General features: G+C 63.5%; 9 protein-coding genes and 1 riboswitch. Of the genes, 6 read left to right on the forward strand and 3 right to left on the reverse strand.

Annotation, left to right across the window (positions count from 1 at the left end):
- Window positions 1-148: 148 nt before the first annotated feature.
- Window positions 149-3,835, forward strand: a complete 3,687-nt coding sequence (putA, locus tag AC1Q6Z_RS00285; protein ID WP_492646347.1) for a trifunctional transcriptional regulator/proline dehydrogenase/L-glutamate gamma-semialdehyde dehydrogenase — start codon at window positions 149-151, stop codon at window positions 3,833-3,835.
- Between the two features lie 47 nt (window positions 3,836-3,882).
- Here putA and AC1Q6Z_RS00290 read toward each other — a convergent pair whose 3' ends face one another.
- Window positions 3,883-4,356: a hypothetical protein gene (locus AC1Q6Z_RS00290; RefSeq protein WP_492646348.1), complete on the reverse strand. Its 474-nt coding sequence runs from the start codon at window positions 4,354-4,356 to the stop codon at window positions 3,883-3,885.
- A gap of 247 nt (window positions 4,357-4,603) precedes the next feature.
- On the opposite strand from AC1Q6Z_RS00290, the gene AC1Q6Z_RS00295 reads away from it, so the two are divergent.
- From AC1Q6Z_RS00295 to nrdF, 5 genes are all read left to right on the forward strand, one after another.
- A complete protein-coding gene (locus AC1Q6Z_RS00295; protein ID WP_256119639.1) occupies window positions 4,604-5,845 on the forward strand; it encodes an aromatic ring-hydroxylating oxygenase subunit alpha in 1,242 nt (413 codons plus the stop codon).
- 98 nt (window positions 5,846-5,943) lie between these two features.
- Window positions 5,944-6,160, forward strand: a riboswitch (cobalamin riboswitch).
- Between the two features lie 281 nt (window positions 6,161-6,441).
- On the forward strand, window positions 6,442-6,663 hold the full coding sequence (gene nrdH, locus AC1Q6Z_RS00300) for a glutaredoxin-like protein NrdH (protein WP_256119640.1): 222 nt from the start codon (window positions 6,442-6,444) through the stop codon (window positions 6,661-6,663).
- Window positions 6,664-6,673: 10 nt separating this feature from the next.
- Window positions 6,674-7,069 (forward strand): class Ib ribonucleoside-diphosphate reductase assembly flavoprotein NrdI, encoded by a 396-nt coding sequence (nrdI, locus tag AC1Q6Z_RS00305; protein ID WP_256119641.1) that lies wholly within the window; start codon window positions 6,674-6,676, stop codon window positions 7,067-7,069.
- Window positions 7,066-9,213 carry a class 1b ribonucleoside-diphosphate reductase subunit alpha gene (gene nrdE, locus AC1Q6Z_RS00310; protein ID WP_256119752.1) on the forward strand — a complete coding sequence of 716 codons (2,148 nt, stop codon included), beginning with the start codon at window positions 7,066-7,068 and terminating at the stop codon, window positions 9,211-9,213. The genes nrdI and nrdE overlap by 4 nt, the downstream gene beginning before the upstream one ends.
- A gap of 14 nt (window positions 9,214-9,227) precedes the next feature.
- Window positions 9,228-10,217 carry a class 1b ribonucleoside-diphosphate reductase subunit beta gene (gene nrdF, locus AC1Q6Z_RS00315; protein WP_492646349.1) on the forward strand — a complete coding sequence of 330 codons (990 nt, stop codon included), beginning with the start codon at window positions 9,228-9,230 and terminating at the stop codon, window positions 10,215-10,217.
- A gap of 46 nt (window positions 10,218-10,263) precedes the next feature.
- Here nrdF and AC1Q6Z_RS00320 read toward each other — a convergent pair whose 3' ends face one another.
- Complete coding sequence (locus AC1Q6Z_RS00320; protein WP_492646350.1) at window positions 10,264-11,271, reverse strand: amino acid ABC transporter substrate-binding protein; 1,008 nt, start codon at window positions 11,269-11,271, stop codon at window positions 10,264-10,266.
- Window positions 11,272-11,369: 98 nt separating this feature from the next.
- Window positions 11,370-14,420, reverse strand: coding sequence for an aminotransferase class III-fold pyridoxal phosphate-dependent enzyme (locus AC1Q6Z_RS00325; protein ID WP_492646351.1), 3,051 nt, complete (start codon window positions 14,418-14,420; stop codon window positions 11,370-11,372).
- Window positions 14,421-14,518 lie beyond the last annotated feature (98 nt).

The raw sequence follows: 14,518 nt of genomic DNA on the forward strand, positions 1-14,518 counted from the left end.
ATAGTTCTCGTTTGAAGCCTTATATTGGTGAGAAGGTCCCGTAGCAATCCACTATGTTCCCGGCCAGCGCCACGAGGGTGGAATGCGCCGGCAGGCGATGTATTCTGCGCTCGGATGGAATGGCCGATAGCCCGAGATGGTGATGAAAATGGTCCAGTCTGCAAACGAACATAATGCTCCCGCTTTCGCCGATTTTGCACCGCCCATCCGGGCGCAGAGCGAACTTCGGCAGCGCATCACCGCCGCCTATCGCATTCCCGAAGTGGAGGCCGTGCGGCCGCTTCTCGACCAGGCGACGCTGCCGGACGAGGTGACCGCCCGCATCCGCGAAACGGCCCGCAAGCTGATCGTTGCGTTGCGCGCCAAGCACAAGGGCTCCGGCGTCGAAGGGCTGGTGCATGAATATTCGCTCTCCAGCCAGGAGGGCGTCGCCCTCATGTGCCTTGCCGAAGCGCTGCTGCGTATTCCCGATAACGCCACCCGCGACGCGCTGATCCGTGACAAGATTTCCGAAGGCGATTGGAAGTCGCATATGGGGGGTGGTCGCTCGCTCTTCGTCAATGCCGCGACCTGGGGCCTCGTCGTCACCGGCAAGCTGACCTCGACTGTGAACGACCGCGGCCTTTCCGCCGCGCTCACGCGTCTCATCGCCCGCTGCGGCGAGCCGGTCATTCGCCGCGGCGTCGACATGGCCATGCGCATGATGGGCGAGCAGTTCGTCACCGGCGAGACGATCGACGAGGCGCTGCGCAATTCGCGCGCCATGGAGCGCAAGGGTTTCCGCTATTCCTACGACATGCTCGGTGAGGCGGCGACGACGGCTGCCGATGCGGAGCGCTACTACCGCGACTACGAGAACGCCATCCATGCCATCGGCAAGGCATCTGCCGGCCGCGGCATCTATGACGGCCCCGGCATTTCGATCAAGCTTTCGGCGCTGCATCCGCGTTACGTGCGGGCGCAGGCCGGGCGCGTGATGGGCGAGCTGTTGCCCAAGGTGAAGGCGCTGGCGGTGATTGCCAAATCCTACAATATCGGCCTCAATATCGATGCCGAGGAGGCCGACCGGCTGGAACTGTCGCTCGACCTGCTCGAAGAGCTTTGCCACGATCCCGCTTTGACGGGCTGGGATGGCGTCGGCTTCGTGGTGCAGGCCTATGGCAAGCGCTGCCCCTTCGTGCTCGATTTCATCATCGATCTCGCCCGCCGCTCCAGCCGCCGCATCATGGTGCGCCTCGTCAAGGGCGCCTATTGGGATGCCGAGATCAAGCGCGCGCAGCTCGATGGCCTGGAGGAGTTCCCGGTCTATACGCGCAAGATCCACACGGATGTCTCGTACATCGCCTGCGCGAAAAAGCTGCTGGCGGCGACGGACGCGGTCTTCCCGCAGTTCGCCACGCACAATGCCCAGTCGCTCGCCACGATCTATCAGCTCGCCGGGCCGGATTTCCGCGTCGGGCAGTATGAGTTCCAGTGCCTGCACGGCATGGGTGAGCCGCTTTATGACGAAGTCGTCGGCGCGGAAAAGCTCAACCGGCCATGCCGCATTTACGCGCCGGTCGGCACGCATGAGACGCTGCTCGCCTATCTCGTCCGCCGCCTGCTCGAAAACGGCGCGAACTCCTCTTTCGTCAACCGCATTGCCGATCCGGCCATCTCGGTCGATGAGCTGATCGCCGATCCCGCCGCCGTCGTGCGCGCCATGCCGGTGCCGGGCGGAAAACATGACCGGATCGCCCTTCCGGCAGAACTTTACGGCAAGGGCCGGTTGAACTCCGCCGGTCTCGACCTGTCAAACGAGACGGTGCTTGCAGCGCTTGCGCAGGACCTCGCCAGGACCGCGGCTGTCGAATGGCAGGCCGTTCCGCAGATCGCGGATGGTTCCAGCGATGGCGAAAAGCGGGCGGTGCTGAACCCGGCCGACCAGTCCGATGTCGTCGGCTATGTGACGGAAACCTCCAGCGAGGGCGTGGCGAAGGCCGCGAAACTGGCGCTGGCAGCCGCGTCCGAATGGGCCGCCGTGCCGCCGCGCGAGCGTGGCGACCGCCTCGACCGCGCCGCCGACCTGATGCAGGCGAAAATCTCGACCCTGATCGGCCTTGCCATCCGCGAGGCCGGCAAATCGGCGGCCAATGCCATTGCCGAAGTGCGCGAGGCGATCGACTTCCTGCGTTATTATGCGGAACAGGCGCGCCGCACGCTCGGTGCCGCCCACCAGCCGCTCGGCCCCATCGTCTGCATCAGCCCGTGGAATTTCCCGCTGGCGATCTTCTCCGGCCAGATTGCCGCGGCGCTCGTCGCCGGCAATCCGGTTCTGGCGAAGCCTGCGGAAGAAACACCGCTGATCGCTGCCGAAGCCGTGCGTATCCTGCATGAGGCCGGCATTCCAGTCGGCGCGCTGCAATTGCTGCCGGGTGATGGCCGCGTGGGCGCCGCCCTCGTTGGTGCGCCGGAGACGGCGGGCGTCATGTTCACCGGCTCGACGGAAGTAGCCCGCCTTATCCAGAAGGAGCTTGCGGGGCGCCTGTCGTCCTCGGGCAAGCCCATTCCGCTGATCGCCGAAACCGGCGGGCAGAATGCGATGATCGTCGATTCGTCTGCGCTCGCCGAACAGGTGGTGGCGGATGTCATCGCATCCGCCTTCGACAGCGCCGGCCAGCGCTGCTCGGCGCTGCGCGTGCTCTGCCTCCAGGAAGACGTCGCCGACCGGACGCTGACCATGCTGAAGGGCGCGCTGGCGGAACTGAAAATCGGCCGCACCGACCGGCTGAATGTCGATACCGGTCCGGTCATCACGGCGGAAGCCAAGCAGAACATCGAGGGGCATATCGAAAAGATGCGCGCCCGCGGCCGCAAGGTCGAGCAGGTGGCGCTGCCGGTGGAGGCGGCGCGCGGCACCTTCGTTTCGCCCACCATCATCGAGCTGCAATCGCTTGCCGACCTGGAGCGCGAGGTGTTCGGTCCGGTCCTGCACGTCATCCGCTTCAAGCGCGAAGACGTCGATCGCCTGATCGACGACATCAACGCGACCGGCTACGGCCTGACCTTCGGCCTGCATACCCGTCTCGACGAGACGATCGCCCATGTCACCAGCCGGGTGAAGGCGGGCAATATCTACGTCAACCGCAACATTATCGGCGCCATCGTCGGCGTGCAGCCGTTCGGCGGTCGGGGGCTTTCGGGCACCGGACCGAAGGCCGGCGGGCCGCTCTATATCGGCCGTCTCGTGCAGACGCCGCCGGTGCCGCCGCAGCATTCATCCGTGCATCTTCAGCCGGCTGTGACCGATTTCGCGCAATGGCTGCGCGGCAAGGGCAAGGCCGAACTGGCGGACCGCGTGCGCGATCTCGGCAGCAATTCGGCACTCGGGCTCGACCTCGAACTGCCCGGCCCCGTCGGCGAGCGCAACCTCTATTCGCTCCATCCGCGCGGCCGCATCCTTCTCGTGCCGGCGACGGAGGAGGGGCTTCTGGCCCAGCTCGGTGCCGTGCTCGCCACGGGCAACAAGGCGGTCATCGATGCGGCCTCCGGCCTCAAGGCCAGCCTGTCCGATCTGCCGGCGAGCCTCGCCGCCCTCATCACCTGGTCGACCGACTGGGCGGCCGATGGCCCCTATGCGGGTGCGCTGATCGAAGGGGATGGCGACAGGGTCGTTGAGGCCGCGCGCCGCATCGCGACGTTGCCGGGTCCGCTCGTCCTGACGCAGGCCGCCTCCACGCAGGAAATCCAGGCGGGCAGCGAAGCCTATTGCCTGAACTGGCTGCTCGAAGAGGTCTCGACCTCGATCAACACCGCAGCCGCCGGCGGAAATGCTAGCCTGATGAGCATCGGCTAAAGCCTCTTTTGCAAAGCCGCTACCGCCGCGAGAGGGCGGTAGCGATCCTAGGCCGTCTGCCAGGCCTTCAGCACCCGCACGCCTTTTGCCTCCACCCCGGGCCAAAGCTGCAAGAGGTAACGGTCGTCGCCTTCTAGCCCGTCGGTGCTGAGCGTGTCGAGGCCGGCGAGGCTCGCCCGAATGCCGAGCGGCCCCGCCTTCACGGCAAGACGCGGAGATTCCATTTCGTTTTCGGTCATGCCGGCAAGCACCAGTTGGCCCGACGGGCAGGTGATGCCCGCCTCGACGACATGCTGGTGGCTGTCGAGATCGAGGTCGGGGCGCTGCTGGTGCCATTCGACGCAGACCGGCACCATCATGTTGCGCACGGTGTGAAGGATGACGGCATGCGGCCCGGCCATGAGGTGGCACGCGATCGTTTCTTCCGTGTAGTCGTCGGGCAGGTCCGCATGCGCCTCGTCGCGCAGGTAAATCTGGAAATAGTCGGCGAAGATGTCGCCCTGGTACAGAATCCGAAACATGTGCACCTCTGCCGGCCCGGTGGAATGTGCCCCTGGGCTTTGCCCGGAACGCGCAGACCTATCATAGAGACGGCCGAGACCCTGTCGAAATTCGCGAAATGTGGGCCATCGGGACGCGGCGGGCGCGTGGCGCCCGCGGAGGCGCTAATCGACTATGTCGATTAATCGTGGCCTTCCGGTCATCTTGCCGGGAGGTTTTATCCTCTGGATACTGCCGCGAGAAAAAGCCATTGAGGGGTCCGCTGGTATGGCACATATCGCCGAAGCCGTAATCGACAATATCGCCGACCGTATCGACCGTCTTGTGGCAGACCATCGGCCGGGGCACGGCCTCGCCCGCGCGTTCTATCAGGATCCGGACATCTACCAGCGCGACATGGAGCGGGTGTTCCGCCGCCACTGGCACTGTATCGCGCATGAGAGCGTCATCCCGAACGTCAACGATTTCGAGGTTTTCCGCATCGATACCGAGCAGGTGATCGTCACCCGCGCGGCGAACGGGTCGATCAACGCAATCCTGAACGTCTGTCGCCATCGCGGCGCGGAAGTCTGCACCAAGCAGAAGGGCAATGCCCGCGTCTTCGTCTGTCCCTACCACGCCTGGACCTACGGCAATGACGGGAGCCTGCGGGCCGCCCGCCTGATGCCGAAGGATTTCAAGCGCGAGGACCATGGGCTGAAGACGCTGCATGTGCGCGTTGTCGAGGGACTGATCTTCATTTCCTTTGCCGATGAGCCGCTCGATTTTTCCGAGGTGGAGCGCCTGCTGCATGCGACCTGCGGGCAATATGGCTGGGCGAGCGCGAAGATCGCGCACCGCGAAACCTATCCGGTCGATGCCAACTGGAAGCTCGCGGTGGAAAACTATGTCGAGTGTTACCATTGCGGCCCGGCGCATCCGGAATATTCGCAGACCCATGCGCTTGAGCAGCCGCTGCACATGATCGAGGCGCTGAATGCCGCGATGGAGGAGCGCACCTGTGCGCTCGGCATCGAGGTCGGCTCCGGCAACCATTGGCAGACGTCGCGCGAGGGCCGCGAGGCGATCCATGCCTTCCGCTATGCGCTGTATGACGGCGTGCAGAGTGGCAGCGAGGACGGCACGGCGGTCGCGCCGCTGATGGGTCGTTTCTCCGATTTCGACGGCGGCGTCACCTCCATCCATCTCGGCGGCACGACCTTCCTCGTCTGTTATCCCGACCACGGCATGATCTACCGCTTCATCCCCAAGACCGCGCAGAGCTGCGAGATGGAGCTGATCTGGCTCGTCGACGGCAAGGCGGAAGAGGGCGCGGATTACGACCTCGAAAAGCTCACCTGGCTCTGGAAGGTGACGACGGCGGAAGACAAGACGATCATCGAGCACACGGCGCGCGGCGTGCAGTCGCACTATTTCGTGCCCGGTCCCATCGCGCCGATGGAGCAGAACGAGTTGCGCTATATCGACTGGTATCTGGACGAGATCAGCCGGCCGACCGGCAAGGCGTGAGCCTTGGGCATGCCGAATTTTCCGGCATGCGCCTTCCTTATCCCCAAGCGATATTGCGGCCAGACATCATAATTGTTGACGCATTTTTTACCTCGTCTACTATATCTTGTGTTCGAGGTTCTTCCGATTCGAGAGGATCGGAAGCTAAGACGGGAATCCGGTGGGGCCATGATGGCCCTGTAAATCCGGAGCTGCCCCCGCAACTGTAAGCGGCGAGCGTTCGTTCGATAAGCCACTGGGGCGCAAATGCCTTGGGAAGGTGAACGGATGCGCCGACCCGCAAGCCAGGAGACCTGCCTCGCGCATGAACGTCCACGGGCGGGGTGCCCGGCAGGCGAACGATGGGTTGCGGAATGATGCCGCCCTGTCGTTTCCCGAATGGCCCCCGCATGAATTGCTTCGGGGTGAAGTCCATGTCGATACAGTTTCCAGCATATCCGCGCGAGTAGGCGGTAATCCCGGCCGCGCGCCTGCGGCTGCCTGATCCATTTCCAATCCATCGCACGGCCATCGGCGGATGACCGGACGATCTCCCATGCCCAATTGCTCAACGCCCAATTTGCCCCATGCTCAATTGCAAAGTCACGAGGAAAACCATGTCCATCACCGTTTACAGCAAACCCGCCTGCGTCCAGTGCACCGCGACCACCCGCGCGCTCGACCGCCAGGGCATCGACTACAGCGTCGTTGACATTTCCGAGGACAGCGACGCTTTTGCACTCGTCCAGGGTCTCGGTTACCGGCAGGTTCCGGTGGTGGTTGCCGGCGAGCAGCATTGGGCCGGCTTCCGCCCCGACATGATCAGCGCGCTCGCCTGAGCCTCGGGCGATGGGCGATCTCGTCTATTTTTCCACGCGGTCGGAAAACACCCATCGCTTCGTCGCCAAGCTCGGCCTTTCCGCCGCCCGCATCCCCCTTCGCGCCGATGAGGCGCTGAAAGCCGCAGCACCCTTCGTGCTCGTCGTGCCGACCTATTGCGGCGAGGAGGGGAAAGGCGCCGTGCCCAAGCAAGTGATCCGCTTCCTCAACGATGCGGACAACCGGTCGAACCTTCGCGGCGTGATTGCCGCGGGCAACAGCAATTTCGGCGCGACCTTCGGGATCGCCGGCGACGTCATCTCCGCCAAATGCGGGGTGCCCTATCTCTACCGCTTCGAGCTTCTGGGCACCGCGGAGGACGTCGCCAATGTCAAAGACGGATTGGAACGATTTTGGACACGATGACGCTCGGCAAGCCGGCAAAGGTCCCGGAAATCACGGCGCTGGATTACCACGCCCTCAATGCGATGCTGAACCTCTATGACGAGGGTGGCAAAATCCAGCTCGACAAGGACCGGCTGGCCGCAAAACAATATTTCCTCCAGCACGTCAACCAGAACACGGTGTTTTTCCATAACCTGCGGGAAAAACTCGATTATCTGGTGACCGAGGGCTACTATGAGCAGGAGGTGCTGGACCAGTATTCGTTCAACTTCGTGCGCGATCTGTTCGACCACGCCTATGACAAGAAATTCCGCTTCCCCACCTTCCTCGGCGCCTTCAAATATTACACGTCCTATACGCTGAAGACCTTTGACGGGAAGCGTTACCTGGAGCGTTACGAGGACCGCGTCTGCATGGTGGCGCTGGCACTGGCGCGCGGCAACGAGGCGCTTGCCCGCGACCTCGTCGACGAGGTCATTTCCGGTCGCTTCCAGCCCGCGACGCCGACCTTCCTCAATGCCGGCAAGAAACAGCGTGGCGAACTCGTCTCGTGCTTCCTGCTGCGCATCGAGGACAACATGGAGAGCATCGGCCGCTCGATCAATTCGGCGCTCCAGCTTTCCAAGCGTGGCGGCGGGGTGGCCTTGTCGCTCACCAACCTTCGCGAGATGGGCGCGCCGATCAAGCAGATCGAAAACCAGTCCTCCGGCGTCATCCCGGTGATGAAGCTCCTGGAAGACAGCTTCTCCTATGCCAACCAGCTCGGCGCGCGGCAGGGCGCAGGCGCGGTCTATCTCAACGCCCACCATCCGGACATCATGCGCTTCCTCGATACCAAGCGCGAAAATGCCGACGAGAAGATCCGCATCAAGACCCTGTCGCTCGGCGTCGTCATTCCGGACATCACCTTCGAACTCGCGAAGAACAACGAGGACATGTACCTGTTCTCGCCGCATGACGTAGAGCGCGTCTATGGCGTCGCCTTCAGCGAGATCTCGGTGACGGAAAAGTACCGCGAGATGGTCGAGGACGCCCGCATCAAGAAGAAGAAGATCAAGGCGCGCGACTTCTTCCAGGTCATCGCCGAAATCCAGTTCGAGAGCGGCTACCCCTACATCATGTTCGAGGACACGGTGAACCGCGCGAACCCGATCGCCGGGCGCATCTCGATGAGCAACCTCTGCTCGGAAATCCTGCAGGTCAGCGAGGCGAGCGAGTTCAACGACGACCTGTCCTATTCGAAGATGGGCAAGGACATTTCCTGCAATCTCGGTTCGCTCAACATCGCGGCAGCGATGGATAGCCCCGATTTCGGCCAAACGATCGAGACCTCGATCCGCGCGCTGACGGCGGTCTCCGAGATGAGCCACATCTCCTCGGTTCCCTCCGTGGAGAAGGGCAACGACGACAGCCACGCCATCGGCCTTGGCCAGATGAACCTGCACGGCTACCTTGCCCGCGAGCGCATTTTTTATGGCTCTGAAGAGGGCGTCGACTTCACCAATATCTATTTCTACACGGTGACTTACCACGCCATCCGCGCCTCGAACCGGCTGGCCGTCGAGAAGGGTGTCAGCTTCAAGGGTTTCGAGAACTCCAAATACGCTTCCGGCGAGTATTTCGACAAATACACCGAGGCCGAATGGCTGCCGGCGACGGAGAAGGTGAGGGGCATTTTCGAAGAGGCCGGCATCCATATCCCAACGCAGGAAGACTGGCTGGAGCTGAAGAAGGCCGTCATGGACGGCGGGCTCTACAACCAGAACCTCCAGGCCGTGCCGCCGACGGGCTCGATCTCCTATATCAACCACTCGACCTCCTCGATCCACCCGATCGTCTCGAAGATCGAGATCCGGAAAGAGGGCAAGATCGGCCGCGTCTATTACCCCGCCGCCTTCATGACGAACGACAATCTCGACTACTACCAGGACGCCTACGAGATCGGTCCGGAGAAGATCATCGACACCTATGCGGCGGCCACCCAGCATGTGGACCAGGGCCTGTCGCTGACGCTGTTCTTCCGCGATACGGCGACCACGCGCGACATCAACCGGGCGCAGATCTACGCCTGGAAGAAGGGCATCAAGACCATCTACTACATCCGCCTTCGCCAGATGGCGCTGTCCGGCACGGAAGTGCAGGGCTGCGTTTCCTGCGCGCTGTGAGATCGGGGAAGACCATGAACATCCAACTGAAGACCAAGGCCCCGAAGGCAGCCGCCGCCGTGCGCGCCATCAACTGGAACCGCATCGAGGACGACAAGGACCTCGAAGTCTGGAACCGGCTCACCGGAAACTTCTGGCTGCCGGAAAAGGTGCCGCTCTCCAACGATATCCCGTCCTGGGCGACCCTGCGGCCGGAGGAGCAGCAACTCACCATCCGCGTCTTCACCGGCCTGACGTTGCTCGACACGATCCAGAATGGTGTCGGCTCCGTGCGGCTGATGGAAGACGCCGCCACGCCGCATGAGGAGGCCGTGCTCTCCAACGTCGCCTTCATGGAGGCGGTACACGCCCGCTCCTATTCCTCGATCTTTTCCACGCTGTGCTCGACGCCGGACGTGGACGACGCCTATCGCTGGTCGGAGGAAAACGAGGTTTTGCAGCGCAAATCCGCGCTGATCATGGAGCAATATGCCTCTGCCGATCCGCTGAAGAAGAAGGTCGCCAGCGTCTTCCTCGAAAGTTTTTTGTTTTATTCCGGCTTCTACCTGCCGATGTACTGGTCGAGCCGCGCAAAGCTCACCAATACCGCCGACATGATCCGCCTGATCATACGCGACGAGGCCGTGCACGGCTATTATATCGGCTACAAGTTCCAGCGTGCTTTGGAGCGTCTTTCGGAGGAGCGCCGGCAGGAGATCAAGGATTTTGCCTTCGACCTGCTGCTGGAACTCTACGACAACGAGGCGAAATATACTGAGGCGCTCTATGACGGCGTCGGGCTGACCGAGGACGTGAAAAAGTTCCTGCACTACAACGCCAACAAGGCGCTGATGAACCTCGGTTACGAGGCGCTCTTCCCGTCGGAAGCCTGCAAGGTCAACCCGGCCATCCTCTCCGCGCTCTCGCCGAACGCCGACGAGAACCACGACTTCTTCTCCGGCTCCGGCTCGTCCTACGTTATCGGCAAGGCGGTGGCGACCGAGGATGCGGACTGGGATTTCTGAACGATCAACGCCGCGGGTTTGATCCCGCGGCGTTCGTCCCGCGTCCTCAGCGGGCGGGCGGGGCGTACATCAGGCCGCCGTCGTTCCACAGCCGGTTGAGGCCGCGGTCGATTTTCAGCGGGCTGTCCTTGCCGAGATGGCGCTCGAAGATTTCGCCGTAGTTGCCGACGGCCGAGACCGCCTGGTACGCCCATTTCGGATCGAGGCCGAGCGTCTTGCCGGCCTCGTTGTCGATGCCGAGGAAACGTTTCTGTGCGACGGTGCCGCTTTCGAGAAGGGACGCGACATTCTCCTTGCCGATGCCCATTTCCTCCGCCTCGACCAGCGCGAAGAGCGTCCAGCGCACGATCTTGAACCATTGGTCGTCGCCCTGGCGCACGGCCGGGCCGAGCGGCTCCTTGGAGATGACCTCCGGCAGCACGACGAAACGCTCGGGGTCATTCAGCGTCAGGCGCTGGGAATAGAGCGCCGAGGCGTCGGTGGAATAGACGTCGCAACGGCCGGTGTTGAAGGCCTGGATCGTCTGGTCCGGCTTCTCGAAGGCGATGACCTGGTACTCGATCTTGTTGGCGCTGAAATAGTCGGCCATGTTTTGCTCGGTCGTCGTGCCGGTCTCCGTGCAGACGGAGGCGCCGGAGAGCTCCTTGACGCTCTTCACACCGACGTCCTTGTTGATCATGAAGGCCTGGCCGTCATAATAGTTGACGCCGACGAAGCTCATGCCGAGATCGGTGTCGCGCGACAGCGTCCACGTCGTCTGGCGCGACAACAGGTCCACTTCACCCGATTGCAGCGCCGTGAAGCGATCTTTTGTGGAGAGCGGCACATAGGCGACCTTGTCCGGATTGCCGAGCGTCGCAGCGGCGATCGCCCGGCAGAAATCGACGTCAAAGCCGCTCCAGACGCCGTTCTTGTCGGGCACGGAAAAGCCGAGCACGCCCTGGCTGACGCCGCAGCGCACCTCGCCGCGCTCCTTGATGACGTCCAACGTCCCTGCATGTGCGGTGCCGGCGGCAAGGCCTGCGGCGAATATCGCCAGAATTGTAATCGTCATGTCGTTCTCCTCCTTGGTTGATTTTTCGGCATGCGTCGTCCTGCCCGGGAGGGGCGTTCCTCCCGGCTAACAGGTTTTGAGCGGTGGTGCGGTTCGCCTTAGCCGAGCGTTCTTGCGACGTCGGCGAAGGTTTCCTCAAGCACGGCGATCAGGTGATCAGCGTCGCGTTTCGAAAAGATCATCGGCGGGCGCATCTTGAGCACGTTGTCATGCGGGCCTTCGGTGCCCATCAGCACGCCGCGGCGGCGCGCACCATTGGAGACGGCGCGGGCGAAATCGGTGGCGGGCGCCTTGGTCCTGCGGTCGGTCACCAGCTCGATGCCGAGGAACAGGCCGAGGCCGCGCACATCGCCGATCACGTCGTAGCGCTTCTGCATGTCGCGGAAGGCGTCCATGAGGTGGTTGCCGATGGCGAGCGCATTGCCACGCAAATCCTGGCTTTCAATGACGTCGAGCACGGCGAGGCCGACGGCGCAGGACACCGGATTGCCGCCGAAGGTGTTGAAATATTCCATGCCGTTGTTGAAGCTGTCGGTGACCTCTCGCGTGGTCACCACCGCCGCCAGCGGATGGCCGTCGCCGATCGGCTTGCCCATGGTGACGATGTCGGGCACGACACCCTGCGTCTCGAAGGCCCACCAGTGGCTGCCGACGCGGCCGAAGCCGACCTGCACCTCGTCGGCGATGCACACACCGCCGGCCTCGCGCACCGGGCGGTAGACCTCCTTGAGATAGCCTTCGGGCAGGAAGACCTGGCCGGCGACGCTCGGGATCGATTCCGCGATGAAGAAGCCGGGCGCCTCGCCTCTTGCCTGCATGGTTGCGATCAGTTCGGCGACGCTTTCGGCAAAACGTTTGCCGTGTTCCTCGGCCGGCCAGTCCGCCGGCGCATGGTAGCTGTCGGGAATGGCCGCGACATGGATATGCGGCTTCGGTCCCTTGCCGCCCTTGCGGCGGAACTTGTAGGGGCTGATGTCGATCAGTTCCTGGGTCGTGCCGTGATAGGACCAGTCGAGCACGATGGCGTTTTCGCGGCCCGTATGCGCGCGCATCATGCGCAGTGCCAGGCTGTTTGCCTCCGAGCCGCTGTTGACGAAGCCGGCGACGGTCAGTTCCTTCGGCAGCGTCGCCGTCAGGCGTTCGGCATAGGCGACGATACTGTCGTGCAGGTAGCGGGTGTTGGTGTTGAGCGTGGCTGCCTGTTTCGCCATCGCCTCGACGACGATCGGGTGAGCATGGCCGATGTGGCAGACATTGTTGAAGCAGTCGAGATAGGCCCGGCCGCTGTCGTCGATCAGCCAGACGCCTTCGCCACGCACGAACTTGATCGGCTTGTCGTAGGAGATGGAGAGGTTCGGCAGGAGCAGCTCGTGCCGCAGCTTGACGATCTCGTCGTGCGACCGGCCGTGGCGTTCGTAAAACTCTTCGGCGATGCCGGCGAAGGTGCGCGCATCCGGGAAGAGTTCTGCCCAGACGTCGAGATAGCTCGGCTCGCCGACGCCGAGGATTTCGGTCGCGGAGAGGTTGGTGTCGGTGGAAAGCTGGAGGTGCAGGTGCGGCGCCCAGCCGCCGTTTTCCGCAGGCGCGCCCATTTCGCCGACGAGGCAGCCTGCGTCCAGCCGGTCGCCGGCCTTCAGACGCTGCATGGCCTCATGCGCGAGGTGGCCCCAGAGGGAGACGAAGGGCGGGCAGCCTTCCGGTTCGTGGCGCAGCGCGACCAGGCAGCCATAGCCGAGCGGGTCCTGCTCGATCTCGACGCTGACGACGGTTGCCGGCAGCGGCGTGAAGACTTTCGTGCCGGCGGGCATGAAGAGGTCGAGGCCGAGATGGTGGGTGCGGCGGCTGTTTTCGATGAAGCGCGAGACGAACATGTCGCCCGCATAGACGGTGCGCGCCTCGCCGAAGGGGCCGATGCCAAGCGCGATGCCATTCTCGCGGCAATGGGTCTCCCAGATCGCCTGTGCCTCGTCCGGTTGTTCGGCGGCCGATTTCACGGTCATCGGGTGTGTCGGGTCGCCATAGGGCACGAGGGCGGCGGGGTAGGTCGCGGCCGGGCGCTCCAGCATGGGGGCGAGTGCCTTGCGGTTCTTCGCGATCCAGTCGGCAACGGCATGCGCGCCTGGTGCTGCCTCAAAGCCGCAGGCCTTGCGCAGGATGGCGGTGGCGAAGCGCGGGTTCATCCGGTCGAGCTTGCGCAGCAGCGTCCAGGCCGGGCGCTCGCTGATGGCGAGATAGGGGTTGTCTTCCGTGTGGCTGCGGCGCGAGGCGGAGATCGTCACGGAGGTGACGAGGCGCATTGCGATGAGGTCGTAGAGAAGGTCGATTTCCTCTTCCAGCAGCGGATATTCGGCATGGAAGCCGCGGGCGATCGCGGCTGCGGCGCCGATCGGATCGGCATGGTCGAGGCCGGCATAGGCGGCGGCGATCGCCACTTCGGCGATCAGCGGCGCATGCAGTGCGTCGCCGAAATCGATGAGGCCGGACATGCGGTCGTGATCCGCGCTGTCGACCAGCACGTTCCAGTCGTTGGCATCATTGTGGATGACGGCGGCGCGCAATGTCGCGAGACGCGGCGCGAGGGATGCAAAACGCTTGAGGAACCGTTCCAGCAGGGCCCGGTCTTCGGCGGAGGCGACGTGTTGCAGGCGTTCGGCGGACCGGCCGGCCTTGCGGATGTCCCAGTCGAGATCGCGCAGTGCGCCCGGATGCATGAAACCCTTCAGCGCCGCATCGAAGCGGCCGAGCATGCGGCCGAGCGATTCGAGCGCGGCATAGCTGCGGCCCGTTTCGGCAAGCGGCTGGCCGACGACCCAGCCGACCAGCCGGATGCGGTGGTCGACGCCGTGCGGGCTGGTGGTGCGGCCAAGGCTGGCGCCTGAAAGCGTGGGGCGGATATGCGACACCGGCAGATCGCCGGCATGCGCGGTAATATGGGCGAGCAGCGCCGTCTGGAAGTCGCTCTCGACCTCCGGCTCGGCGGCGTTGACGATCTTCAGGATGAAGGTCCCATCCGCTGTTTCCACCTTGAAATTCTGGTCGCGCTCGCTGGCGAGCGGCGAGAGCGTGCCGGAAAGCCCGTAATGCTCGGAAAGCAGCCCGGCTGCGGCCTCGATGGAAAAATCCGGTGTCGTCTTCAGCATGTCGTTCATGGCAATCCTCTTCGTGGCGACAAGAGTTGCACGGGAGGCAGTTGGGCGCATCCGGCATTATGCCGGTTGTGCCGGCACTCTGTATGTAATAACCGTCA

It is taken from the genome of Shinella sp. GW835-FHT14H05 (assembly GCF_058793575.1).